The sequence below is a fragment of the Streptomyces sp. PA03-6a genome (assembly GCF_033792765.1).
Classification (GTDB): domain Bacteria; phylum Actinomycetota; class Actinomycetes; order Streptomycetales; family Streptomycetaceae; genus Actinacidiphila.
On the sequence record NZ_JARAVK010000013.1, the window covers coordinates 1 to 24,549 of the forward strand.

General features: G+C 73.4%; 24 protein-coding genes and 1 pseudogene. 9 read left to right on the plus strand and 16 right to left on the minus strand.

The annotated features are described in order from the left end of the window. The first annotated feature begins 377 nt into the window (after positions 1-377). The gene (locus PV350_RS05330; RefSeq protein ID WP_499509275.1) at positions 378-1,841 is read left to right on the plus strand and encodes an aldehyde dehydrogenase; all 1,464 of its coding nucleotides are present in this window, start codon (positions 378-380) and stop codon (positions 1,839-1,841) included. On the opposite strand, the gene PV350_RS05335 is transcribed toward PV350_RS05330, so the two are convergent. Next, positions 1,825-2,475 (minus strand): TetR-like C-terminal domain-containing protein, encoded by a 651-nt coding sequence (locus tag PV350_RS05335; protein WP_499509276.1) that lies wholly within the window; start codon positions 2,473-2,475, stop codon positions 1,825-1,827. The genes PV350_RS05330 and PV350_RS05335 overlap by 17 nt on opposite strands. A gap of 158 nt (positions 2,476-2,633) precedes the next feature. Here PV350_RS05335 and PV350_RS05340 point away from each other — a divergent pair. Further along, a pseudogene (locus tag PV350_RS05340) lies at positions 2,634-4,033 on the plus strand (aldehyde dehydrogenase family protein). 21 nt (positions 4,034-4,054) lie between these two features. Here PV350_RS05340 and PV350_RS05345 read toward each other — a convergent pair. Beyond that, positions 4,055-4,921, minus strand: coding sequence for an alpha/beta fold hydrolase (locus PV350_RS05345; RefSeq protein ID WP_499509278.1), 867 nt, complete (start codon positions 4,919-4,921; stop codon positions 4,055-4,057). Positions 4,922-5,166: 245 nt separating this feature from the next. On the opposite strand from PV350_RS05345, the gene PV350_RS05350 reads away from it, so the two are divergent. Beyond that, positions 5,167-5,937 carry a hypothetical protein gene (locus tag PV350_RS05350; RefSeq protein ID WP_500333018.1) on the plus strand — a complete coding sequence of 257 codons (771 nt, stop codon included), beginning with the start codon at positions 5,167-5,169 and terminating at the stop codon, positions 5,935-5,937. A gap of 54 nt (positions 5,938-5,991) precedes the next feature. On the opposite strand, the gene PV350_RS05355 is transcribed toward PV350_RS05350, so the two are convergent. Beyond that, positions 5,992-6,915 carry an RNA polymerase sigma-70 factor gene (locus PV350_RS05355; protein ID WP_499509280.1) on the minus strand — a complete coding sequence of 308 codons (924 nt, stop codon included), beginning with the start codon at positions 6,913-6,915 and terminating at the stop codon, positions 5,992-5,994. Positions 6,916-7,351: 436 nt separating this feature from the next. Between PV350_RS05355 and lexA the strand changes: the two genes are divergently transcribed. Continuing rightward, positions 7,352-8,050 carry a transcriptional repressor LexA gene (gene lexA, locus PV350_RS05360; protein ID WP_499509281.1) on the plus strand — a complete coding sequence of 233 codons (699 nt, stop codon included), beginning with the start codon at positions 7,352-7,354 and terminating at the stop codon, positions 8,048-8,050. A gap of 20 nt (positions 8,051-8,070) precedes the next feature. Here lexA and PV350_RS05365 read toward each other — a convergent pair whose 3' ends face one another. Then, positions 8,071-8,745 (minus strand): ThuA domain-containing protein, encoded by a 675-nt coding sequence (locus tag PV350_RS05365; protein WP_500333019.1) that lies wholly within the window; start codon positions 8,743-8,745, stop codon positions 8,071-8,073. A gap of 88 nt (positions 8,746-8,833) precedes the next feature. After that, a complete protein-coding gene (gene hemC / locus PV350_RS05370) occupies positions 8,834-9,769 on the minus strand; it encodes a hydroxymethylbilane synthase (protein ID WP_500333020.1) in 936 nt (311 codons plus the stop codon). Between the two features lie 156 nt (positions 9,770-9,925). On the opposite strand from hemC, the gene PV350_RS05375 reads away from it, so the two are divergent. Then, positions 9,926-11,638 (plus strand): ArnT family glycosyltransferase, encoded by a 1,713-nt coding sequence (locus PV350_RS05375; RefSeq protein ID WP_500333021.1) that lies wholly within the window; start codon positions 9,926-9,928, stop codon positions 11,636-11,638. A 51-nt stretch (positions 11,639-11,689) separates the two neighbouring features. Here PV350_RS05375 and PV350_RS05380 read toward each other — a convergent pair whose 3' ends face one another. Continuing rightward, complete coding sequence (locus tag PV350_RS05380) at positions 11,690-12,613, minus strand: SAM-dependent methyltransferase (RefSeq protein ID WP_500333022.1); 924 nt, start codon at positions 12,611-12,613, stop codon at positions 11,690-11,692. A gap of 203 nt (positions 12,614-12,816) precedes the next feature. Between PV350_RS05380 and PV350_RS05385 the strand changes: the two genes are divergently transcribed. Both PV350_RS05385 and PV350_RS05390 read left to right on the plus strand, forming a co-directional pair. Further along, on the plus strand, positions 12,817-13,728 hold the full coding sequence (locus PV350_RS05385; protein ID WP_500333023.1) for an NUDIX hydrolase: 912 nt from the start codon (positions 12,817-12,819) through the stop codon (positions 13,726-13,728). A 29-nt stretch (positions 13,729-13,757) separates the two neighbouring features. Continuing rightward, entirely contained in the window at positions 13,758-14,585 is an 828-nt protein-coding gene (locus PV350_RS05390) for a phosphotransferase family protein (protein WP_500333024.1), read from the plus strand. A gap of 34 nt (positions 14,586-14,619) precedes the next feature. On the opposite strand, the gene PV350_RS05395 is transcribed toward PV350_RS05390, so the two are convergent. Genes PV350_RS05395 through PV350_RS05410 form a run of 4 tightly spaced genes read right to left on the minus strand, consistent with a single transcriptional unit; the run spans position 14,620 to position 18,060 of the window. Further along, positions 14,620-15,156, minus strand: coding sequence for a hypothetical protein (locus PV350_RS05395; RefSeq protein ID WP_500333025.1), 537 nt, complete (start codon positions 15,154-15,156; stop codon positions 14,620-14,622). A 44-nt stretch (positions 15,157-15,200) separates the two neighbouring features. Then, on the minus strand, positions 15,201-15,743 hold the full coding sequence (locus tag PV350_RS05400) for a hypothetical protein (protein ID WP_499509289.1): 543 nt from the start codon (positions 15,741-15,743) through the stop codon (positions 15,201-15,203). A gap of 45 nt (positions 15,744-15,788) precedes the next feature. After that, positions 15,789-17,165 (minus strand): APC family permease, encoded by a 1,377-nt coding sequence (locus PV350_RS05405; RefSeq protein WP_500333026.1) that lies wholly within the window; start codon positions 17,163-17,165, stop codon positions 15,789-15,791. 19 nt (positions 17,166-17,184) lie between these two features. Continuing rightward, positions 17,185-18,060, minus strand: coding sequence for a carbon-nitrogen hydrolase family protein (locus tag PV350_RS05410; RefSeq protein ID WP_500333027.1), 876 nt, complete (start codon positions 18,058-18,060; stop codon positions 17,185-17,187). Between the two features lie 101 nt (positions 18,061-18,161). On the opposite strand from PV350_RS05410, the gene PV350_RS05415 reads away from it, so the two are divergent. Together PV350_RS05415 and PV350_RS05420 are read left to right on the plus strand one after the other, a co-directional pair. After that, positions 18,162-18,947: a FadR/GntR family transcriptional regulator gene (locus tag PV350_RS05415; protein ID WP_499509292.1), complete on the plus strand. Its 786-nt coding sequence runs from the start codon at positions 18,162-18,164 to the stop codon at positions 18,945-18,947. 83 nt (positions 18,948-19,030) lie between these two features. Beyond that, positions 19,031-20,608, plus strand: coding sequence for a Na+/H+ antiporter (locus PV350_RS05420; protein ID WP_499509293.1), 1,578 nt, complete (start codon positions 19,031-19,033; stop codon positions 20,606-20,608). A gap of 15 nt (positions 20,609-20,623) precedes the next feature. Here the strand turns inward: PV350_RS05420 and PV350_RS05425 are convergent, their stop codons facing one another. The 6 genes from PV350_RS05425 to PV350_RS05450 form a co-directional block, all read right to left on the minus strand. Further along, positions 20,624-20,896 (minus strand): UBP-type zinc finger domain-containing protein, encoded by a 273-nt coding sequence (locus PV350_RS05425; protein ID WP_500333028.1) that lies wholly within the window; start codon positions 20,894-20,896, stop codon positions 20,624-20,626. 113 nt (positions 20,897-21,009) lie between these two features. After that, positions 21,010-21,537, minus strand: coding sequence for a GNAT family N-acetyltransferase (locus PV350_RS05430; RefSeq protein WP_499509295.1), 528 nt, complete (start codon positions 21,535-21,537; stop codon positions 21,010-21,012). Positions 21,538-21,642: 105 nt separating this feature from the next. Then, positions 21,643-22,215, minus strand: coding sequence for a Clp protease N-terminal domain-containing protein (locus PV350_RS05435; RefSeq protein WP_499509296.1), 573 nt, complete (start codon positions 22,213-22,215; stop codon positions 21,643-21,645). A gap of 2 nt (positions 22,216-22,217) precedes the next feature. After that, on the minus strand, positions 22,218-22,427 hold the full coding sequence (locus PV350_RS05440; protein WP_018557908.1) for an HTH domain-containing protein: 210 nt from the start codon (positions 22,425-22,427) through the stop codon (positions 22,218-22,220). Between the two features lie 84 nt (positions 22,428-22,511). After that, complete coding sequence (locus tag PV350_RS05445; protein ID WP_500333029.1) at positions 22,512-22,871, minus strand: DUF6204 family protein; 360 nt, start codon at positions 22,869-22,871, stop codon at positions 22,512-22,514. Positions 22,872-23,311: 440 nt separating this feature from the next. Continuing rightward, complete coding sequence (locus tag PV350_RS05450) at positions 23,312-24,406, minus strand: PP2C family protein-serine/threonine phosphatase (RefSeq protein ID WP_500333030.1); 1,095 nt, start codon at positions 24,404-24,406, stop codon at positions 23,312-23,314. Between the last annotated feature and the right edge of the window lie 143 nt (positions 24,407-24,549).

Consider the following 24,549-nt stretch of genomic DNA (forward strand, 5'->3'; position numbering starts at 1 on the left):
GTTAGCTTGAGATGTGTATAAGTGACAGGGCGGCGGCGGTGGCGGCCGGTAACACCCCGACCGGGGACCGGTCCTCGACTGGCCCCCGACACCGGCCGAACATCTGGCGACCGGCCACAGCAGGCCTCTGACCAGCGACTGGCCGGTCGCGCACCTCACGGAAGCGGAAGCCGCGCCCACGGGAGACCGGTGGGCGCGGCTTCCGCTCTTCGCGCCCTCGCGCCCTCGCGCCCCGGCACATCACTTGCGTACGGCGAATTGCCCGATAAGGAATGTTTCCCGTGAAACATTCCTTAAGTACTATATTGACACTGTGCTCATATCGCCGGATCCGGCCGATGGGGTGGCGGCGGTCCGGCCGACCTCAGGGAAGCGCCATGTTCGACCTGTCCTCAGCAGTCTCCGCGGGAACCGGCCAGGGCTTCTACATCGGCGGCCGCTGGGTCTCCCCCAGCGGGACCCGCCGCACACCCATCGTCTCCCCCTCCACGGAGGAGGAGTTGCTGCACGTGCCGCTCGCGGACACCCGGGACGTCGAACGCGCGGTCGCCGCCGCGCGCACGGCCTTCGACGAGGGCCCCTGGCCGCGGATGTCCGCGCCCGAACGCGCCACACACCTCAGACGGCTGGCCGACCAGGTGCGCCGGCGGCTGCCGCTGCTGGCCCGTCTGTGGACGGCCCAGGTCGGGGCGCCGGTCGCCTTCGCCGAGGGACTCGTCCAGGCCGGCCAGAGCCGCTTCGACTACTTCGCCAAGCTCGCCGGCTCGTACGCGTTCGAGGACCGCCGTCCCACCTCCCGGGGGCACGCCCGTGTGACCCGTGAACCCGTCGGCGTCGCCGCGCTGTTCGCCCCGTGGAACGCCACCTTCAACATCTTCGCGCACAAGATCCCCGCGGCCCTGGCGGCAGGCTGCACGGTGGTCGTGAAGTCACCGCCGGAGAGTCCGCTGGACGCCCTGGTGGTCGCCGAGTGCGCCGAGGCGGCCGGACTGCCGCCGGGGGTCGTCAACGTGATCACGGCGGATCGCGAGGAGTCGCAGGCGCTGGTGGCCTCGCCCGGCGTCGACAAGATCAGCTTCACCGGCAGCGTGCCGACGGGCCGTGCCGTCGCCACGGCCGCACTGGAGCGCTTCGCCCGGGTCACCCTCGAAATGGGCGGCAAGTCCGCCGCGATCCTGCTCGACGACGTGGACCTGCAGGACACCCTCGACACCCTCACCCCGCTGAGCATGCCCTTCGCCGGACAGATCTGCTTCGCCCAGACCCGCATCCTCGCGCCGCGCTCCAGGATCACGGAGGTCCTCGGGGCGTACGCCGACCGCGTGCGCCTGCTCAGGGTCGGCGACCCCTGGAGCCGTACGACGCAGGTCGGCCCCGTCCTCAACGCCCGGCAGCTGCGCCGCGTCCTGGGCTACATCGACAGCGGCCGCCGCGAGGGCGCGAGGGTGGTGACCGGCGGCGGCCGCAGCCCGGGCCACGAGCACGGCCACTACGTGCTGCCCACGGTGTTCGCCGACGTCGAGCCCGGCATGACGATCGCCCGCGAGGAGATCTTCGGCCCGGTCGTGACCGTCCAGGCCTACGAGGACGTCGACGAGGCGGTGGCGATCGCCAACGCCACCGACTTCGGCCTCAGCGGCAGCGTCCACGGTGCCGATCCCGAACGCGCCTACGAGGTCGCGCGCCGGGTGACGACAGGCCAGCTGAGCGTCAACGGATTCGAACTGGCACCCTCGGTCCCGTTCGGCGGCCGGAAGTCCTCGGGCATGGGGCGCGAGGGCGGCCCCGAGGGGCTGGAGGCCTACCTGGAGACCAAGGCCGTCTTCATGCCGGGCCCGTGACATGGCCGCCCACGCCGTGCAGCAGATTGCGCACGATGGTCTCCGCGAACCCCTCGCTGACGGGGTGGTCGGCCACCAGGAGCCGGAAGTAGCAGGCCCCCCACAACTGGTCGATCAGCACCTGCGGATCGATGTCCGCCGCCAGCTGGCCCCGGTCCCGCGCCCGCTCCAGGACGGCGGCCATGCGCGCGCGGCGCGGCCCGGAGTAGCGCTCGCGGAACAGCTCGCCGAGAGGGGGATCGGTCTGGGCGCAGCCGATGAGCTCGGACACGACCCGTCCCGCGGGGGTGCCGCACAGATGCCGTACGAAGTTCCGCATGTGGGCCGTCAGGTCCGCCTCAATGTCGCCGGTGTCCTCGAAGACCAGACGCTCCTCGACGACGGCGACGTAGGCGTCGAGGGCCAGCGCGCCCCGCGACGGCCACCACTTGTGGATGGTCATCCGGCTCGCCCCGGAGCGCCGCGCCACCTTCTCGACGGTGAAGGCGGCCATGCCCTCGGCGAGGAGCAGTTCACGCGCGGCCGCGAGCACCTCGCCGCGGACCAGGGCGGCCGGCCTGCGGCCCTGCCCGGGCCGCGGCGCCTCGTCGGTCCCCTCGGCCGCCCGGGCGCCCGCTCCGCGCGCTGCGCTCATTCCCCGCTCCGTCCTGCGGTCGGCCCGCCCGCCCCGCGCTGGAGCGCCCCGTGCGGGCCGATCACGGAAGTCACTGCCAACGAGCCTATATCGGGCATCCCGTCGATTCCGCGGAGCGACAGGACCGTCCAGGACCCGGACTCCGAGAGGAACACTCGATGATCGTGTACGACAGGCTGTACATCGGTGGTGCCTGGACCGCCCCGGCGCATCCCGGGCTGCTGGACATCCGCTCACCCCACGACCGCTCCCTGATCGGCCGCGCCGCCCAGGCCGCGCCGGGCGACGCCGACGCCGCCGTCGCCACGGCGCGCGCCGCCTTCAACAGCGGGCCGTGGCCGCACCTGGACCCCAAGGAACGGCAGGAGGTGATCCGGCGGGTGAACGGGCTGCGCGAGGAGCGTGCGCAGGAGGCGGCCGCGCGGGTGTCCGCCGCGACCGGGACGCCCCGCCGGTTCACCGATGCGGAGCAGGCCTCGCTCACGCGGCGGGTCGACGCCTGCCTCAAGGCCGCCGAGGAGCTCGGCTGGGAGGAGGTCGTCCATCCCAGTGACCCCACCCCGGGGTTCGACACCATCGTGCGGCGCGATCCCGTAGGCGTGGTCGCGGCGGTCATCCCCTGGCAGTGCCCGTTCTCGGCCGCCACGGCGCGGCTGACCCCGGCCCTCCTGGCGGGCAACACCGTCATCCTGAAGGTCACGCCGGAGAACTCGCTGGGTATGGGACTGCTGGCCGAGCTGTACGCCGGGGCCGGACTGCCCGAGGGCGCGCTGAGCGTACTGCCCGCCGACCGGGACACCGGCGAGTACCTGGTCACCCACCCGGACGTCGACGCGATCGCCTTCACCGGCTCCGCCCGGTCCGGCCGCCGCGTCGCCGCCCTCGCCGGCGAGCAGCTCAAGCGGGTCCGGCTGGAACTGGGCGGCAAGGCGGCCGCGATCGTCCTGGACGACGCCGACGTCCCGCGGACGGTGCGGGGGCTGTTCGCGTCGCCCGGTGACGACGGCGGGACGTGCGCCGCGCGGACCCGTGTCCTCGCCCCGCGCCGCCGGTACGAGGAGGTCGTCGCGGCGGTCGAGGAAGCCGTCACGTCCCTGAAGGCCGGTGATCCGGCGGCACCGGACACCACCATCGGGCCGATGGCCGGCCGCGAGCGGCAGCAGCGGGCGATGTCGTACATCGAGCTGGGCATCGAGGAGGGCGCCCGGCTGGTGACCGGCGGTCCCCGGGTCCCCGCGGGCCTTGAGGAGGGCTACTACGTGGCACCGACGCTCTTCGCGGACGTCGACCCCCGCATGCGCATCGCGCAGGACGAGGTCTCCGGCCCGGTGGTCACGGTCATCCCGCACGACGGGGACGACGACGCGGTACGGATCGCCGAGGACTGCGAGTACCGCGTGTCCGGCGGCGTGTCGACCCCGACCCCGAACGCGCCGTCGCCGTCGCGCGCAGGCTGCGCACCGGCCCGGTGACCGTCAACGGGGCTCCGGCGGGCCTCGACGGGACGGCCGGCGTCGACGCGTACGTCGCGCACCGGACGATCACCCGGCCCCGCTGAGCGCACCCGGGCCACCCGGGGTCAGGGCACGACGCGGCCGAGGAAGCCCCGCACGTACCCGGCGACGGAGTCCAGGTGGCTCTCCAGGGCGAAGTGCCCGGTGTCGAGGAGGTGCACCTCGGCCTCGGGCAGGTCGCCGAGGAAGGCGCGGGCGCCGACCGGGGCGTAGACCTCGTCGTTCGCGCCCCACACCGCCAGCAGCGGCACCTGGCCGGCCCTGAAGTACTCGTGCAGCGCCGGCTGGAGGTCCACGTCACGCGGGTGGTCGCGGAACAGCCGCAGCTGGATCTCGTCGTTGCCGGGACGCTGCAGGAGCGCGACGTCGTGGGCCCAGGTGTCCGGGCTGACCAGGCCCGGGTCGGGGACGCCGTTGAGGTACCGCCAGCGGACGGCGTCCGGGGTGAGGGCGTAGCGCACGGCCTTCTCGTTCCCCGGTGACGGGTCGGCGGCGTAGGCGCGCACGTCGGACCAGAAGGAGTCGAGCAGGCCCTCCGCGTAGGCGTTGCCGTTCTGCGTGACGATCCCGGTGATCCGCGCCGGGGCGCGCAGTGCCAGGCGCCAGCCGATCGCCGCCCCGTAGCCGTGGACGTACATCGCGTGGCGTCCGACGCCGAGGTGCTCCAGCAGGGCGGCCGTCACGTCGGCCAGGGCGTCGAAGGAGTAGGGGAAGTCCTGCAGGGACGGCATCGAGGACCGGCCGAAGCCGATGTGGTCGGGCGCGAGGACCCGGTAGCGGTCCGCGAGCAGCGGGATGAGGTGCCGGAACATGTGGGAGCTGGCGGGGAAGCCGTGCAGCAGGACGACGACGGGGGCGTCGCGGGGCCCCGCCTCGCGGTAGAAGACCTCCCGGTCCGCGACGGCGGCCGTGAGGTGGTGGACCGGGACCATCGCTGACCTCCTGGGAGCACGACCTTCCTGTCGCATGCCACGTGGGGCAGGGGAATCACGTTCCGGCGGACGGATTCACGCGGTTGCTGCCCGCTTCTCCGGCAGGCATGCGCTTCGGTCCCACCGGCCCCGGCGCCACAGCACCGGGGCGCAGGCGGGGTGAGTAGCCGTACTCATGCCCGCGGGCCGACCGGGCGGGACGATGGCGGCAACGAACGCTCGGACGAAGGAGGTTGGAGACGGCCATGGGGAGATTCCTTGGCGCGGTGCTGGCGTTGGCGGTGACCGCGGGGGTGCTGGCACTGGTCTACGCGGTGGGCGCGCCGCTGCCGGTGGTCCTGGGCGTGGGCGCCGGGGTGCTCTGCCTGCTGTGGCTGCTGGTGCTGCTCACGGTGCCGTGGAACGTCCACTTCCGGGCGCACGCGGTGCTGGCCGAGATCGCCGTGAGCCGGGAGAAGGGGCTGGTGGTCCCCCAGGCGCGGGACGCCGAGGCCGCGCGGATCGCCCGGACGATGCTGCGCGTCGCCCTGGCGGGGCACCTGCTGACGACGGCCGGCGTGGTGGCGGTGACGCTCGCGACCGGTCACGGCGCGGGGTACTGGATCGCCGGGTTCTTCCTGCTCAGCACGGTGTTCCGCCCGGCGGGCGCGTGGTTCGGGCAGCTGCGGCAGCGGCTGGGCACCCTGCTGAAGGACGTCACCTACCCACGCGACGACGTGCTGGAGCTCAAGAAGGGCGTCGAGCGCACGGACAGCGGCATCAAGGTCCTTGAGGAGAAGGCCGAGGAGCAGTACCGGGCCCTGGCGGAGCTGCGGCGCACGGTGGACGTGCTGGGCGTGTCGGTCTACGAGCGGGCCGAGGACACCGACCGCCGGATCACCGCGCTGGCACGGGAGTTCGAGGCCACGGTGAACCGGCTCACGGACAACGAGGAGATCATCACGGGTCTCAAGGCCTTCCTCCGGCTGCTGCGGGCGGGCGACATCGCCCCGGGCCGGGCAGCGTCCGACCTCTGACCGTAGGCCGGGCGGTCGCCACGTGCGGCCCGGGGCGCCGCCCCGGGCCCGGTCCTACGCGGACGGCGCGTCCGGGCCCGCCGCCAAGGAGCTGAAGCCGGTCAGCTTCGCCGGGTTGAGCACCCACATGAGCTGGTCGATGCCCTGCTCGGAGGCGCTGATGGCCAGCAGGGCCATCGGCGTGCCGGCCTGGGACACGAGCGCCGCGGTCTGCCCGTTCGCCTCGACCCACACCACCTCGGTGTCGGGCCAGAAGCGCGGGGCGAAGGCGGTGACGAACCTCGCCACCTTGGCGCTGCCGACCACGGGGACCTTGGAGGCGTTGCGCACGGCGCCGCCGCCGTCGCCGTAGTTCACCACGTCCGTGGCGAGCAGCTTCTCCAGGCCGGCCAGGTCGCCCGCCCTGGCCGCCGCCACGAACGCCTCGAGGAGCCGGCGGTGCTCCGCGCTCCCCACCTGTTCGCGCCGCCCGGCGGCGATGTGCTTGCGGGCGCGGCTGACGAGCTGGCGGGAGTTGGCCTCGCTCAGGTCCAGCACGGTGGCGATCTCCCGGTACGGGTAGTCGAACGCCTCGCGCAGCACGTACGCCGCGCGCTCGGTGGGCGTCAGCCGCTCCAGCAGGAGCAGGACCGCGAACTCCACCGCCTCGCCGCGCTCGGCGCCGAGTACGGGGTCGGCGCGCGTGTCGACCGGTTCCGGGAGCCAGGGCCCGACATAGCCCTCGCGCCGCACGCGGGCGGACTGGGTGACGTTGATCGCCAGCCGGGTCGTCGCGGTGGTCAGGAACGCGGTCGGATTCTCCACGGCGTCGCGGTCGGCGGCCTGCCACCTCAGCCAGACGTCCTGGACGACGTCCTCGGCCTCCGCGGCGCTGCCGAGCATCCGGTAGGCGATGCCGAACAACCGGGGGCGCAGGGCCGTGAACACCTCCGCGGCCTCGTCGAGCGAGCCGTCGCGTTCCGCGTCGCCTGGCTGCATCGTCGCGTTTTCCTCCACCGTCAGATCCGCCCGACTGCCCGTTCCAGCCTACACAGAGGGCGATTTCCGCCGGGCCCGGGGCCACTTCGCCCTGGCCCCATTCGGCGCGGTTGAGGAGCGCCGCCGCCGTACGGCAGGCATTTCCCGCGCCTCGCGCGAATTGCCGTGGCGGGCCCGCGGGGGGCCTGCCCGCCGGGTCGGGGAATTCCGGAGCCATTGCGGACCCATTCCGGTCGCCGGCGCCGGACGCACGGGCCCCAAAGTCTGACCGGGCAGTGGCTCCGTTTGTGACAGCGGGATTCCACGGGTGATCCCGGCCGGTTCCGCGCGGCGTGCTCACAGATCTTCACGGAATTTCGCACACGCGTTCCAAAAACGCCGTGGAGCAGGGTAACGTTACGTATCGCAGCAAGATCCGCACAGGGAGGGACGGGGCATGGAGCCCACCAGGACGACAGTGCGCCGCGGGCGCCCGCAGGGCTCGGACAACCCCGGCCCCGACGGGCTGACCAACCGTCAGACCCGTATCGTCGAGGCGATCCTGGGCTCGGTGGAGAGCCGCGGTTTCCCGCCGTCGATGCGCGAGATCGGTGAGGCCGTGGGGCTGGCGAGCACCTCCTCCGTCGCCCACCAGCTGGCGGTGCTGCAGCGCAAGGGCGTGCTCGAGCAGGATCCGCACCGGCCCCGCGCCTACCGTGTGCGGTGCTCCTGGCCGTCCCAGCACGACTCCGAGCCGGGTGCGGAGCCCGTCAGCGCCTCCCCGTCCGCGCGCGTGCCGGTGATCGGCCGGATCGCGGCCGGCATCCCGATCCTCGCCGAGGAGCAGGTCGACGAGGTCTTCGTGCTCCCCCGGCAGATCGTCGGCGCGGGCGAGCTGTTCGCCCTCAAGGTCGTCGGCGACTCCATGACGGGCGTCGCGATCTGCGACGGCGACTGGGTCACGGTGCGCAGCCAGGACGCCGCCGACCACGGCGACATCGTGGCCGCGATGATCGACGGCGAGGCCACCGTCAAGCGGCTCAAGCACGAGGGCGACCGGGTCTGGCTCATGCCGCACAACCCCGCCTACGACCCGATCCCCGGCGAGGAGGCGGTCATCCTGGGCAAGGTGGTCGCCGTGCTGCGACGCCTCTGAGGCCGCGCGCCGACGCCCGCTCAGTCCGTCGCCCCGGGCAGCACCGACCGGAGCCCGCCGAGCAGATGGGCCCGGAAGGCCGCGTCGTGGTAGGCCTGCGCGGAGTGCCCCAGCGCGGTGTAGAAGACGGGCCCTCCGCCGTACTCGTGGCACCACACCAGCGGATGGTCCGCGCCCATCGAGCCGCCCGTGTACGAGGACTCGTCGGCGGAGGCCAGGACCCGCACCCCGGGGCGGGGGCTGCGGTCGAAGTCGTACCACTCGTCGGTGACCTTCCACGCCGCGCCGAGGTGCGCGGTGGCCGGATGGGCGGCGTCCTCGACGAGGACCGTGCCCGCCTGCAGGGGCGGGTGCCCCGTGAAGCGCGCGCCCAGCAGCTCCCCGTAGTAGGGCCAGTCGTACTCCGTGCAGGCGGCGGCGTGCACGCCCATGAACCCCGCGCCGTCGGCGTGGTGCGCCGCGAGGGCGTCCCGGCCCGCGTCGCTGAGCACCTCCCCGCTGGTGGAGAGGAACACCACGGCGTCGTACGCACGCAGGCCGGCCCCCTCGAAGTCCTCGGGCCGTTCGGTGGCGTCCACCCGGAAGCCGTTCCCGGCTCCCAGCTCGGTGAGGGCCCTGACGCCGTCGGGGATCGACTCGTGCCGGTAGTCGGTGGTGCGGGTGTAGACGAGCACACGGGGGTCGCGGCGGGACAATCGGCTCTCCCAGGACGGTGACGGACGACGGGCAGCGCCCACCAGTCTCCCCGCCGCGGTCCGGGCGTCGACGGCGGCCCGGGTCCCGTCAGTGGCCGATGCTGTCGATCAGCTCGCGCGCACCCTGCCGCAGCAGTGCCACCGCGACCGACGTCCCGAGGGTGGCGGGGTCCAGCGGACCTGCCCATTCGTGGGCGTCGAGGACGGTCTTGCCGTCCGGGGAGAAGACCCGGGCCCGGAGCGAGAGCCGGCCGTCGCGTTCGGCGTGGGCGTAGCCGGCGATGGGGCTGTTGCAGTGGCCCTGCAGGACGTGGAGGAACATCCGCTCCGCCGTGGTCTCCCGGTGTGCGGCCGGGTCGCCGAGGTCGCTGACGACGTCGATCGTGTCGGCGTCGCCCTCCCGGCACTGCAGGGCGAGGACGCCCGCGCCGATCGGCGGGATCATCGTCTCGACCGGGAGCACCTCGCTGATCACGTCGGTCCTGCCGATCCGCTCGAGCCCGGACACGGCCAGCAGCAGCGCGTCCGCGTCGCCCGCCGCGAGCTTCTCCAGGCGGCGGTTGGCGTTGCCCCGCATGGGGACGCAGGTGAGGTGCGGGTGCGAGGCCATGATCTGCGCGATGCGGCGTACGGAGGAGGTGCCGATGCGCGTGCCGGGCGGGAGCCGGTCGAGGGTGAGGCCGCCGGGGTGCACCAGGGCGTCGCGGATGTCGTCCCGCTTGAGGAAGGCGGCGAAGACCGTCCCGGCGGGCAGCGGCCGGTCGGCGGGGACGTCCTTCACGCAGTGGACGGCCAGGTCGGCCCGGCCCTCCAGCAGCGTGGCGTCGACCTCCTTGGTGAACGCGCCCTTGCCGCCGAGCTGGGCCAGGTCGCCCATCCAGCGGTCACCGGACGTGGTGACGGGCACGACCTCCGTCCGGATGCCGGGGTGGAGCGCCGCCAGTCCCGCGCGTACGCGCTCGACCTGGGCCAGCGCCATCGGGGAGGAACGGGAGACGATGCGGATCAGCTCGGGGACTGCCATGCGCCCACGGTACGGCGTCCGGCACACGTCCCGCGCAACACCCCGAACCCCACGCGCCGTGACGACGGCGGGGCTAGTGTGTCCCGCGGCGCCCACCGGGAGGGCGCCGGCGCGCAGCGGTGGCGCCACAGGGACAGGCGACGGGGTAAGCGCACGATGACGCAGGAACGGCCCTCGCCCGCCGCGGTGTCCCCCGAACCGGCGACGCCCACCACCATCGCCACGGTGCCGGTGCGCGGGTTCCCGGCCGGTCTGCGCCACCGGCGTCCGCTGTACGTCCTGGCCGTGCTCGTGCTCCTGGCGCAGATGGCGTTCGCGATGGTCACCACGGCCGTCCAGCAGACGCCCACCATCGACGAGCCGGTGTACGTGGGCACCGCGACGGTCTATCTGCGCGAGCACAGCCTGCGCTTCAACCCCGAGCACCCGCCGCTCGGCAAGCTCGTCATCGCCGGTGGTCTGGCGTTCGCCCACCCCCACCTCGACCCGGCCTTCGAGGGCGACCAGACGGAGCTCGGCCGCAGCGTGCTCTACGAGTCGGGCAACGATCCCTGGCGTCTGATGCTGGCGGCCCGCCTGCCGGTGATCGCGCTGACCCTGCTGTTCGGGCTGGTGGTGCTCGCCTTCGCGCGCGATCTCACCGGGCCCGCCGGGGGGCTGCTCGCGCTCGTCCTGTACGCGTTCTCGCCGGACGTCATCGCGCACGGCTCGCTCGCCACCCTCGACGTCCCGGCGGCCGGTTTCCTGCTGACGTCGGTGTGGGCGCTGTGGCGGGCCCGGGAGCGTCCCCGGCGGTACCTGCCGCTCGCCGGTGCGGCGTTGGGCGCGGCGGTCGCCACGCGGATGAGCACGCTCCCCGCGGTGCCGGTCCTGCTGCTCCTGGCTGCGCTGTCGGTGTGGCACATGGGTGCGCGGGGCGCGCAGCGGCGCGGCACCGTCCGGTCGCTGCGGCGTGCCGCGATCGCGGCGGGCGGGGTCGGGCTCGTCGCCGTCGCGGTGGTGTGGGCGGCCTACCTCCTCGTCGACCCGCGTCTGCGCTGGACCGCGCCGGAGACCCTGCCGGCCCTGCACGGACTGCGGGGCTGGGCCGTGGACGCGCTCCCGCTCCCGCGGGCGTACCGGGACGGGATGGCCGTCCAGTTCGGCTTCGAGGACTCGACCTTCGAGGGCTTCCTCTTCGGCCGCCACTACCGCGGGGCGCTCTGGTACTACCTGCCCGCCGCGGTGCTGGTGAAGGCTCCGCTCGGCATGCTGGCCCTGTGGCTCGCCGGCACCGCCGCGCTGCTCGCCCTCCCCCGGCTGCGCCCCGCAGCCCCGTACCTGCTCGTCCCGGCGGCCGTGCTGACGGCCGCCGCCATGACCGGCTCACGGGACTTCGGCGTCCGCTACGTGGTCTTCCTGCCGATGTTCGGGGCGGTCGCCGCGGCCTGCGTCACCGCCCTGCGACGGCGGTGGGCGGACGTGGCGGCGACGGCCCTCGTCGCCTTCGTCGCCGTCAGCTCGCTGCGGACCTTCCCGTACTACCTGCAGTACTCCAACGAGGCCTTCGGCGGCACGTCCCGGACCCATCTGCGCCTGCACGACTCCAACGTCGACTGGGGCCAGGACCTGGGCCGCCTCGCGGACCGGCTCCGCGACCGCTACCCCGGCGAGCGGGTCTGGCTGGTCTACAAGGGCAGCGGGGTCCCCGCCCACTACGGCATCCACGCCGCCGATCCGCGCCAGGTCCCCGAGGACCAGGTCCACGGGCTGCTCGTGGTGTCGGACTCCTCGGTCGCGAAGGCCGAGGGCCGGCTGGCCGAGCTCATCGCCGGCAGCGAGCCGATCGACGAGGTGGGGCACTCGATCACGATCTACCGCCGTGGCTGACGACCGCGCCGCCCCCCCCGTCCGGGAGGGGCGGCGCCGGGCACGGCGGGGTCAGGGCTTGCGGGCCACCACGGCGTAGACGTTGATGTCCGCGTCGGTGACGTCGGTGATGCTCCGGTAGCGGATCGCGTCGATGTCCTCGAGGCCCTCGACGAACTCCGGCGAGGCGTCGGCGTGGGTGGCCAAGGTGTCGTCGACGTCGTCGGGGCGCCAGTGGTGGACGGGGACGAGCCCGGGCTCGACGATCTCCAGGCCGTTGTCCGTGACGAAGCGCAGGACCTCCGCGTGCTCGCGGAGCACGAAGGAGAAGCCGCGGTCCTGGTAGGTCTTGGCGACCTTGGCGATCTGCTCCGCGTTGAGGTCGGAGGTGAGGTGGCTCAGCACGACGTGGCTGCCCGAGGGCAGCGCGTCGACGAGGTGCTTGACGATGCCGTACGCCTCGTCGTCCTCGACGAAGTGCAGGACGGCGACGAGCACGAGCGCGACGGGCTCGGTGAAGTCCAGCGTGCCGGCCGCCTGGCGCAGGATCGCGGCGGGGTCGCGCAGGTCCGCGTCGATGTAGTCGGTCCGCCCCTCGGGGCCGCTGGTCAGCAGGGCGCGCGCGTGGGCCAGGACGACGGGGTCGTTGTCGACGTACACGACCCGCGCCTCGGGGGCGATCCGCTGCGCGATCTGGTGCACGTTCTCCTGCGTGGGCAGTCCGGTGCCGATGTCGAGGAACTGGAGTGTGCCGGTCTCCCCCGCGATGTGGTTCACCGCGCGGCGCAGGAAGTCCCGGTTGTGCCGCACGTCCAGGTAGCCCCGGGGATTGGCGGCCAGCGCGGCCGCGGCCGCCTCACGGTCGACGGGGTAGTTGTCCTTGCCGCCGAGGAAGACGTCGTAGACGCGCGCCGGGTGCGCCTTGGTGGTGTCGATCCGCCGGCGGAGCTGCTCGGCGGAGTCGTAGTCGTCGGGAGCGTCGCTGCCGCTGGTCATGGCCATCCCCTGGGGACTCGAATACGCGAACTGATCAGCACACAACTTAGCTGGTGAAGCGGCGAGTTGGCGCCACCCCTGCCCACTCGTGCGGGCGGCCCGGGCAGGGGCGCGCAGAAAGGCCGGAACCTGCCCTCCCGTCGGCCGTCCCCGCTCGTTGACCTTGGTGACCGCACACCCCCGGAGCTCCCCTGGAGGCTCGCTTGACGTCGATCCACGACGGTGCACCGGCCGCCGGTGAACCGCGCAAGACCTCGGTGCTCATCCACAACGACCGGGGCGAGTACCTCCTGCACCTTCGCGACGACCGCCCGGACATCCGGAACCCCGGCGCCTGGTCACTGCTCGGCGGCGGCAGTGAGCCGGGCGACGTGTCCCTGGAGGCGACCGCCCGGCGTGAACTGCGCGAGGAGGCGGGGCTCGACCTGCCCGTGCTGCGCGCCTTCGCGGTGGAGCACGTCCACGAGCCGGACGGGTCGCTCCTGCCGGTCCAGGTGTTCACCGGCCGCTGGAACGGCGATCCCGACGCCCTGCAGCCGAGCGAAGGCGTCCTGCTGCGCTGGTTCCGGCCCGAGGTCATGCCGCGGCTGCGGTTGGGCCACGCGACCCTGGAGCTCGTCCGCCGGCACGCCGGCCCGGCCGTGCCGCCCGGCACCGGGGTCCGGGCGGCCGGGCGGGGCGTCCTCCACGTCGTCGGCGCGCACCTGTACTTGGAGAACCCCGGCGGCGAGGTCCTGCTCGGACTGCGTCACCCCGGCTCCGCATTCGCCGGCGGCGAGTGGCACTTCCCCGCCGGGCACTGCGAGCAGGAGAGCGCCGTCGCGTGCCTGGTCCGCGAGGCGGACGAGGAGGCGGGCCTGCGGATCAGCCCGGAGGACGCCGAGTTCGCGCACGCCGTGCACCTCATCGACGCGCCGGGCGGCCGCCCCCGGCTGCAACTCGTCTTCCGCGTACGCCGTTGGCAGGGCGAACCGGTGGTCCGCGAGCCCGACAAGTGCCTGTCCTGGCGCTGGTGGCACCCGGACGCCCTCCCCGAACGCCTCGTGCCGTACACCCGGGCCGCGATCGAGGGCATCCGGGCCGGCCGCCACTACACCGAGTCGGGTTGGGCATGACCTGCGGACCGGGCCTGCCGGAAACCGCGGTGCGACGGTTCGCGGAACGCGCCGTCGGCTCGATCGAACGGTGGACGGACACGTCCTGGCCCCGCCAGAGCAGTCGGGTGTGGCGGGTCCGCGGTGCGGACGGCCTCGTCGGCTACGTCAAGATCCACCAGAACGACCGCTTCCACCACCGGGAGGTGACGGCCTACCGGACCTGGGTGCCGACCCTGGGAGCCGCCACGCCACGCCTGGTGGCGGCCGACGAGCGGCTGCGCGCGGTCGTCGTGACCGCCGTCCCCGGACGCCCGCTCCACGTCGGCGTCCGGCCCCCGGAGGAGGAACGTGCGATCTTCGTCCGCGTCGGCGCGCTCGCCGCCGCCGTCCACGGCAGCGCACCGCCACGGCCCGCCTCCGGGGACAAGGGGCCTGCCACGGGGAAGCTCGACCTGCACCTGGACGGCGCCCGCTGCCACCTGGCCCCGGGTGACGAGGAGTTCGTCCGCGCGCTGACGGCCCGGGCAGCCGCGCTTCCCGCTCTCGACCTGGTGCCCACGCACGGCGACTTCCAATTGCGCAACCTGCTGTGGTCGGGCCGGCTCGCCGTGATCGACTTCGAGCGCAGCGAGCCGCAGCCGGCGCTCCGTGACGTCGTACGGCTCTCCGACGCCTGGTCCGGCCGTCCGGACCTCCACGAGGCCTTCCTGACCGGCTACGGGCGGGAGCTCACCCCGCTCGAGCACGAACGCCTGGCTGTCGACTCCGCCCTGGACGCGGTCTCGGGCATCCGGTACGGCGCCGCACACGACGATCCCGAGGTCCTCGAACGCGGCCTGCGCACCCTCGCCCGGCTCCGCGCGGCCGGCCGCTGACCGGCCCGGTGAACCGGGTCGCCACGCTGCGGTCTCACCCCGCCGGCGCGAGCGCGAGGGGCGGTGAGGGCAGCCCGAAGTGGTCGGCGATGATGCGCACGGTGTGGGTGCCGTCGGCGTTGAAGGCGGGGTCCGCGTCGTACCGCGGGGTGTCGCGGCCCACGATGCCCGCGTCCAGGAGTTCACGGACGAGCAGGTCGGCCGAGCCGCCGGCGCGCCGGGACTCGCGTCGCATGCCGAAGTTGAAGTAGGTCCCCTCGAATCCGCCGGAAGCGTGGGTGAACTGGATCGGGTGCTCGGCGCAGTGGGGGACCACGTAGTCCTGCCCGTGCGGGCAGGTGCATGGGGGCGTGGAGGCCAGGAAGACACTTTCCACCGGCGCACCTCCAGGGTCGCTCGCACGATGTGCGTGACGGAAGCCGGTGAGATCGCGCGCCAGTTCCCAGGCTTGCGACCGGCGCGGAGCACTGCAGGCGTCGTGGGTCAGCCAGACCCAGCCCGCCCCTGATCCGCTCGCGAGGGCCGGCCGGCCGGCCTCGGCGTAGACGGCGGCGACCGTCGGCAGCGTCATGCCCCTCACAAAGGTGACGAACGTGTTCGGATTGAGCCAGGCCATCAGGCGCAGACCTCCGGGGACAGGGGCGGCGAGGGGAGGATGAAGAAACCGGCGATCGCCCGCACGAGGCGCGCGTGGTCCTCGTCCCGGTGGTCGAAGCAGTCGTGACCGGGGTCGGCCTCCCGCGCGCACTCCGAGTCCGGACCGATGAGGTTCGCGGCCAGCAGTTCGGGCGAGAGGTGGTCGGGGTTCTCTCCGCTGCGAAGCTGCGGGCTGCCGAAGGAGAGGTAGAGGACCGTGCGGCCGTCGCGGAAGTAGGTGAAGGACGGCGGATGGGCCTTCGCGCTGCAGGGCTCCGTCTCGAACACGACGACCTCCGCGCCGTCACGGCACAGGCGGTTGTAGTCCACTCCGTCGTAGTCATCGGCGTCGTAGTCGTGCATGTCGTGAACCGCCCACGCCCATGCGCCCGCCTCACCGAGCATGAGCGGTTCCCGCTGCGCGCCCCGTAGGCGCCGCGTCAGCGCGTCGAGGGTCATGCCGCGGGCGAAGACGAGATTCACCTCGTGCCCGGGGAACGATCCGCGCATCCAAGTCGTCATGCCGCGACTGTAGGAGTGGGCACCGACAGCGGGACCGCCGGGACGTCAGACGGCCTTCGCGGTGCCGTGCTGCTCGTCGAAGGTGAGCTCCGGCGGCGGCCTGCGGAAGCCGCGGGTCAGGTAGGCGAGGTAGGCGACGCCGAGGGCGAGCCAGATGACGCCGAGGGTGAGGGCCTTGCCGTCGAGGTGGAGCAGGAGCCAGAGGTCGATCAGGGCGCCGACGGCGGGGACGACGACGTAGGCGAACACGCCCGCGTGCTCGCCCGCGCGGCGCTTGCGCAGGTACGTCGCGATCACGCTGAGGTTGACGAAGGTGAAGGCGGTGAAGGCGCCGAAGTTGATGAAGGAGGTGGAGGTGGCGACGTCCAGGCGGAGGGCGATCAGCCCGACCACGCCGGTCAGGAGGATGTTGAGGGCCGGCGTCAGGTGGCGGGGGTGGAGGTAGCCGAACACCTTGCGCGGCAGGACGTCGTCGCGGCCCATGGCGTACAGCAGGCGGGAGGTGCTGGCCTGGGCGGCGACGCCGGAGGCGAACTGGGCGACGACGAGTCCGGCGAGGAAGACGGAGGAGAAGAGGTCGCCGCCGATGGTCCTGGCGATCTCGAAGGCGGCCGAGCTCGGGTCGTCGAACCGGCTGCCGGGGTGGGCGAGCTGGGTGGTGTAGGCGAGCGCGACGAAGATGCCGCCGCCGATCAGGGCGGTGAGCAGGATCGCGCGGGGCATGGTCCTGCGGGGCTCGACGGTCTCCTCGGTGAGCGTGGTGACGGCGTCGAAGCCGAGGAAGGAGTACGCCGCGATGGCCGCGCCGCCGGAGATCCCGGCCAGCGTGGTGGCGTCGTTGTGGAACGGCCCGGTGCTGAACAGGCCGCCGGCGCCCTCGATGTGGAAGACGTGCCGCAGCGAGAGCAGCGCGAAGATGACGATGACGAGGATCTGGAACGCCATCAGCAGGGAGTTGGCCCGGTCCGCGGCCTGGATGCCGAGCAGGTTGAGCGCGGTGGTGGTGAGGATGAAGGCGAGGATCCACACCCACATCGGCACGCCGGGCCACTGCGCCTGCAGGTAGGCGCCGCCGATCAGCCAGATGACCATGGGCAGGAAGAAGTAGTCCAGGAGCGTGGCCCAGCCGACGAGGAAGCCGGCCCGTCCGTCGATGGAGCGCCGTACGTAGGTGTAGGCGGAGCCGGCGACGGGGTGCTCGGCGGCCATCTTCCCGTAGCTGTAGGCGGTGAAGAGCATGGCGACGAGTGCCAGGGCGTACGCGGTGGGGACCGCGCCGCCGGTCTTCTCCGCGACGACGCCGAAGGTGCCGAGAACGATCAGCGGGGTCATGTAGGCCAGGCCGAAGGAGACGACGGCTCTGAGTCCGAGGGTGCGGGACAGCGCGGGGGTGGTTGCGGCGCGCGCGGCGTGGTCGGTCATCGTGGGGCTCCGGGGAGGGTCAGCCGCGGCGGGCGGGGCGCCAGCTGCGAGGGTCTATGCGCCCGTCGTACAGCGGGAGTTCGAGGGGGCGGTCGGTGTCGGTGAACTGGGACCACATGCGGTTGAGGCCGGCCGTGCCGTAGGTGCGGACGCGGGTCACGTCGTCCAGGTCCAGGACGTCGGTGAGGACGGTGGCGGCGCTGTCGGGCGCCTCGGTGCGGACGCGTCCCTCGGGGTCGACGACGAGGCTGCGGCCGGTGCCGAGCGGGCCGGCGGTGTTGACGCTGACCACGTAGACCTGGTTGGTGATGGCGTTGGCACGGGCCAGGACGAGTTCCTGGGCGCGGTCGCCGGTCGTGGTCATGACCGGGTTGACGATGACCTCGGCGCCCATCCAGGCCAGGTGCCGGGCGACCTCGGGGAACCACGCGTCGTAGCAGATGGAGAATCCGACGCGGCCGGCCTCGGGGATGTCGAAGACCACGAACCGGTCGCCCGGGGTGTAGGGCTCGCGGGGCCGCCAGGGGAAGACCTTGCGGTAGTGCGCGACGAGCCGCCCCTCGGGCGAGAAGGCGAGCGCGGTGTTGAACAGCTCGCCCTCCGGGCCGCGTTCGCAGATGCTGCCGGGCAGCAGCCACACGCCCAGGTCCCCGGCGATCTCGCCGAGCTCCCGTACGAGGTGTCCGTCCAGCGGCTGCGCGGCATCGCGCAGGAGCCGCTCGGTGTCCTGCGGCCCGCCGTCCGCGCCGAACAGGTGCAGTTCGGGGAAGGCCAGCAGCCGGGTCTGCGGGAAGCGCGCGAGCAGGGTCCCCGCCTCTTCCGCGAAGCCGGACACGGGTTCCCCGGCGGGGCGGGGCCCGGCCTGGGCGAGGGTCACGGGAAGGGGTCGGGACATGGTGCACCTGCTTCGTTCGAGTGCTGAGGAAATTAGAGCATTCTGATCAGATAAACAAGAGTGCTCAAGGTGAGATGTTTTCCGGTACTACAGTCGGTCCCATGCCCGACACGGAGAACCGGACCGGCCAGGTCACGGCAGCCGCCGGCCCGCCCCTGAGCACCCCGGCCCTCGGCGGCATCCGCCGCCTGTCCGCGCTGGACACCGTCCGCGCCCGGATAGCCATGGCCATCGACCTGGGCCTGCTCGCCCCCGGGGAGCGGTTGCCCGCCGCCGGCGAGATCGCCGCGGCGCTGGACGTCGGGGAGATCACGGTGCGCCGGGCCCTGGTGGCCCTGTGCGACGACGGGCTGCTGGAGCGCCGCCGCGGCCGCAACGGCGGCACACTGGTCGCCCGGCAACCGGCGAAGGGTTCGGTCAGCGCCGTCGGCAGCTACCGCTCCGACACCGACGCGGTGCGCCGGCTGATCGACCACCGGCTGGTCCTGGAGTGCGGCATCGCCCATCTCGCCGCCGGCCACGCCGACGACTCCGCGCTGCGCGAACTGGAGCGGCTGGTCGACCTCATGGACGCGGTGACCAGCTGGGCCGAGTTCCACCGCCATGACGAGGAGTTCCACCTCGCCGTCGCCTCCGCCACCGGGACACCGTCGGTCGTCGTCCCGTACGCCGCCGTCGTCCGCGAGCTCTACCGGTACTACCTGCCCTACCCGCTCGACGCGCTGCGCGCCTCCAACGCCGAGCACCGGGCCCTGGTCCGCGCCCTGCGGCAGGGCGACCGCGCGGCGGCCGCCGCGGTCGCCCAGGAACACGTCCAGGCACTGCACCGGACGATGTTCATCGGCCTCCCCGGCGCCGTGCCGGGAGCCGCCACCACCGAGGGCTGAGACCCGGCCGCGTCACCGGTGCGCACCAGTACAGTCGAGCCACACGTGCGGCGCGTGCCGCCACAGGGGTGGAGGAGACGTCCGTGGAGGGGCTGGCGCTCGTCGCGCTCATGGTCGGTGCGGTGCTGGTCACCGCCGTCGCCCGGCGTCTGGGGGTGTCTCCCCCGCTGCTGCTGGTCGCCGTCGGCCTGTGCGCGTCCTTCGTGCCGGGCATCCCCGCGTACGCCATCGAGCCCGAGCTGGTGATGGTGCTGGTCCTGCCCCCGCTGCTGTACTCCTCGGCACGGGAGAGTTCCTACCTGCGCTTCCGGGAGAACCTGCGCCCCATCGGGCTGCTGGCCGTGGGGCTGGTGCTGTTCACCACGGTCGCGATCGGCTACGCCGCGTTCTGGCTGGTGCCGGGACTGCCGCTGGGCTCGGCGCTGGTGCTCGGCGCGGTGCTGTCGCCGCCCGACGCGGTCGCGGCGACCTCCATCGGACGCCGGCTGGGGCTGCCGCGCCGGCTGCTGACCGTGCTCGGCGGCGAGAGCCTGGTGAACGACGCCACCGCGCTGACGGCCTACCGCGTGGCCATCGCGTCCGTGGCCGGCGCCGGCTACACCCTGCTGCAGGGCGTCGGGGTCTTCCTGATGGCGGCCGTCGGGGGCTCGCTGATCGGTCTGGCGATCGGCTGGCTGGCCCGCATCGGGCACCGGTTCCTGCCCGGGGACCTGGCCAGCGCGCTCGGACTGCTCGTGCCGTTCCTCGCCTACCTCGTCGGCGAGGAGGCGCACACCTCGGGAGTGCTGGCCGTGGTCGTGGCCGGCCTCTACCTGGGACACCGGTCCCCCGACACGGAGGCGACCTCCCGGCTGCAGGTGTACGCGGTGTGGAGCGCCCTGGACACGGTGCTGGAGGCCCTCGTCTTCGCCCTGATCGGCCTCCAGGTGCGGGGCATCGTCGACACGGTCGACACGGGCGTGGGGCGGCTGGTCGCGGCCGGTGCCGCGCTGACGGCGGTGACCGTCCTGGCGCGCGTCGTGTGGGTCTACCCCGCGACCTACCTGCCACGGCTGGTGTTCCCGCGGATCCGGGCACGCGACCCGTACCCCCCGTGGCAGTACCCGGTGGTGCTCTCCTGGGCGGGCATGCGCGGCGTGGTCTCGCTGGCCGCGGCCTTCGCGGTGCCGGAGACCACCGACAGCGGCGCGCCGTTCCCCGGGCGCGACGAGATCCTGTTCCTGACCTTCTTCGTCACGGTCGCCACGCTGCTGCTGCACGGGATGACGCTGCCCCCGCTCATCCGGCGGCTCGGCATCTGCAACAAGGAGGCGTACGAGGACGCCCTGGCCGAGGCGAGCGCGCAGCACAGTGCCGCCCGGGCGGCACTGGCGCGCCTGGAGGAGCTGGGCGGGGACAAGCGCTCCCACCAGGCCGTGCTGGAGACCCTGCGGCAGACCGCGGAGGCCCGCCGCAACGCCGCCTGGGAACGGCTGGGCGGCCCGACCGGCGGGGGCGCCGAGCCGCCGAGCGTGGCCTACCGGCGGTTGCGCCGCGCGATGCTGGACGCCGAACGGCAGGAGTTCGTGCGCTTCCGCGACGAACGGCTCATCGACGACGAGGTGCTGCGCCGCGTCATGCGCGAACTGGACCTGGAGGAGGCGGCGCTGCAGCGCGAGTAGCGGTGGGCAAGGGCCTCAGCCCATCGACTCGTGGACGTAGCACCAGCGCCAGTTCTCGCCGGGCTGGTAGGAGCGGATCACGGGGTGGCCGGTGGCCTCGTGGTGCGCGGTGGCGTGCCGGCCCGGCGAGCTGTCACAGCATCCGATGTGGCCGCAGGTGAGGCACAGCCGCAGGTGGACCCAGTCGTGGTGTCCGGCGGCCAGGCAGTCGGCGCAGCCGTCGACCGGCGGCGCGGCCGCGACGTCGGCCGGGGCCTGCTCGAGATCGGGACATGCTGCTGTCGTCACGCCGGCCCCCTGTGCCGTCTGCGGATCACTGCTGATGGACGCCCCAGGCTACGTCAAGCGCACGCCGTGCGCGATCAGCGTGCCGGGGCGTCCCACCGTGGCGGCCCCGCGGCTCAGTCGAGGAGTTCGCCCTCGAGGAGGCCCATGGTGAACATGTCGTACCACCGGCCGTCGCGCCGGAAGACCTGCCGCAGCCGGCCCTCCTCGACGAAGCCGACCTTCCGGTAGACGTGGTGCGCCGCCTCGTTCTCGGGCACGACGGTGAGCGAGATCTTGTGCAGGCGCATCTTCTCGAAGCCGTAGCGGCACATCGTGCGCATGGCGTCGGTGGCGTAGCCGCGGCCCCAGTACTCCTTCTCACCGAGGTAGATGTCGAGTTCGGCGCATCCGGTCTCGGGTTCGGCGTCGCGCAGCCGCACCAGGCCGATCAGCCGGCCGTCCTGCGGCACCTCGATCCCGTAGAGCACGTCGCCGTAGGCGTTGCGGGGCCGCTCCTCCATGCGCTTCCTCACCTGTGCGAGGGGCTGGGCGTAGTCGTCGTCCATCCAGCGCATGACCTCGGGGTCGTGGTTCCAGCGCCACAGCGCCTCGGCGTCCGCGGGCTCCATCGGGCGCAACTTCACCAGTCGTCCGGGCACCATGGGGGCGGCCTCCTTCGGGTCGGCATGATCGACGTCGTGGAACCCGAAAGGGTTAGCACGGTCGCCGTCGGCCGCTCAACCGATTTGCCCGCCGGGAGCGGGCGTTCAGCTCGCCTCGGCCCGGCCCTGGCCGTCCGTCGCGAGCACACGCTCGACGTCGGCCCACGACGCCCCGTGCTCGGCGAGGACGTCCGCGACCACGCCGGGGCCGATGGTGAGGGCGAGCAGGACGTGCTCGTCGCCGATGTGACGGTCGCCCCGGGCCACGGCGGAGCGCAGGGAGCGCTCCAGGACGCCCTTGGCCCCGCGGGTGAAGGGGCGTCGTCCCGCGGGCCGCCACCGCCGGGGCCCGCGGCGGGCGGCGAGCGCACCGGTGCCGTGGGCGTCCTCCACGCGGGCGACGATCGCGGCGACGTCGATGCCGAGCCCGGCGAGCGCCTCGGCGTCGGCCCGTGAGACCCCGCCGCGCCGCCGGGTCTCCCCCAGCGCCTCCTCCAGCGCCTCGCGGCGCCGGTCGACGCCGAGCGCGGCCAGGGCGGCGGAGGCCCGGGTGCCCTCCAGGTCGAGCAGCGACAGCAGCAGGTGCTCCTCGCCGATCGTCGGGTCGCCCGCCCGTTCGGCGTGCCCGACCGCGCCCTCGACGACCTCGCGCGCGCTCTTGGTGAACCTCTCGAACATCCTCAATGCCTCCCGTACTTCTTGTGCACGGCCTGCCTGCTGACGCCGAGTTCGTGGGCGATCTCCTGCCACGACCACCCCTGCGCCCGCGCGCTCCTGACTTGTACGGTCTCCAGCTGCTCCAGCAGCCGCCGCAGCGCGGCGACGGCCCGCAGCCCGACCCTCGGGTCGCGGTCGCCCGCCCGCTCGGCGAGATCGGTTGCCTCGGTCATGTCTGTCAATTTACGTTGACAGACACGGCGCTGTCAACGCTGGTTGACAGCGCCGTGGGCGCGGGGCGGGGCGGGGTCGGGACGTCAGGCGTGCCCTTGCGCCGCGGCGCGGCGCTGCCGCTTGCCCAGCGGCGCCTGGGAGAGGTCCTCGGCCTGGGACCTGAGGTTCTTGTAGCCGTAGCCGCGCTCGTCCAGCCAGACCCTGGCCGCCTCCTCCGCGCGTTCGGTCGCGTCGAGGATGTCCTCCTCCGCCTCGCCGGAGTCCACGAAGCGGAAGGTGAAGGCGGGGCGTGCCGCGATGTCGTAGCTGAGGTGGCCCCCGGGGGTGAAGGCGGCGTGCAGGACGTCGTGTTCCGGTGCGCGGGCGAGGAGTTCGGCGCGCTGCTCGGCGGTGAGTCCGTCGAAGGCGCCGCGGACGGTGACGCGGAAGGTGCGTGTGCTCATCCGCCGACCTTAAGCAGCGGGCTCCGTCCGGCTCCACCGCATTTCACGGGCCTGGCCGCGGCGCCGCGGGACCGCACAAGGGAGGCGTCCCGCGGCGCCGTGCCCGCGCGGTCAGCCGGTGGCGGACAGCGGCTGGTCGGTGGGGTTCCGGGAGGTGGGACGCGGGCCGCGCAGGCCGGTGAGGCCGGTGAGGCCGGTGAGGCCGATCATGACCGTGGCGAAGCGGCCTGTCCGGCGGGCCGGCCCAGAGCTGCGGCGCGGTTCTCCGTCGTGGAGCCGCCGGCCACGACGAAGGTGACCGCCGACGCATGTGGACGCCCAGCAGGCAGATGCCGACAGCGGCCATGGCGAACCACACGGCCCCCACACGGGCGGGGCCGAGGCGGTCGGCGACTCGCCCGGTGGGCGACGGACCGCGCGAGGGCCGGGCGGGCGCCGCCTCAGCTGTCGCGCGCCACCGCGAGGAGCGCCATGTCGTCGTCGGTCGGACCGCCCGCGTGCCGGTGCACGTCGTCGAGCAGCGCCTCCAGCAACTCGGCCGGCCCGCCGCGCTCCACCCCGGCCAGCCGCGCCAGCGGGTCGTAGAAGCGCCCCTTGGCGTCGCGGGCCTCGGTGACGCCGTCCGTGCACAGCAGCAAGGTCGAACCCGGCGGGAACGGCACCGTGTCCACCACGGCCTCCCCTTCCCCCAGGCCCTCCACCAGCAGCAGCCCGTACTGCGCGGGCTCGGCGGCGCGCACCTTTCCGCGCCGCAGCAGCAGCGGTGCCGGGTGACCGAGGTTCACCAACCGGACGTGGTCGCCGCGCTGCGGGAACTCGACCAGGACCGCGGTGGCGAACCACTCCAGTTGCTCGCCCTCCTCGCGCCGGCCCAACTCCCGCCACAGGGCCCGCATCATGTGCCCCGCCACGTCCGCCAGGGTCGCCTGCTCGTCGGCCGCCATCCGGAAGCTGCCGAGGACCAGCGTCGCCGCCTCCACGGCGTCCAGGCCTTTGCCCCGTACGTCCCCGACGATGCAGCGCAGCCCGTACGGCGTGTCCTGGACGGCGTACAGGTCCCCGCCGATCTCCGCCTCGGCCTCCGCCGCCTCGTAGCGGGCCGCGATCCGCAGGTCCCGGACCCGCGCGGGCGGTTCGGGGAGCACCGCCCGCTGGACGGCCGCGGTGATCGAGCGGGCGGAGCGCAACCGGTCCTCACGCGCCTCCAGCAGCCGGTTGATGAACACCGCGACCACGGCGACCAGCGAGACGGTCAGCAGCTCGCTCATCCCGCTCAGCCCCCGCAGCCGGCCGAAGTGGGCCAGGATCGCCGCGTCCGCGACGATCGCCGCCAGACCGACCACCATGGTGCCCTGCATCGACAGCAGCGGAGCTGCGAGCACCGGGGCGACGGAGTAGAACGACGCGCTCGTGTACTGCCTCGGGGTGAGGAAGTCCATGACGAGACCGCCGACGAGTACCACGACCGGGAGCAGCCGGACGTACCAGCCCACCTCGGCCAGGCCACCGAAGATCTCGTCGTCGGCCCTCCCCACACACCCTCCCGGCATCTCCCGCTGGCGATCCCTACACGCTCCCCGGCAATCGCCCCGGCAGCCACCGCAGACCCTCCCGTGGAGTGAACCGCCCGGTCGGGTACCCGTCTGGCCCCACGCGGCTACAGGCGGGGGCCGAAATT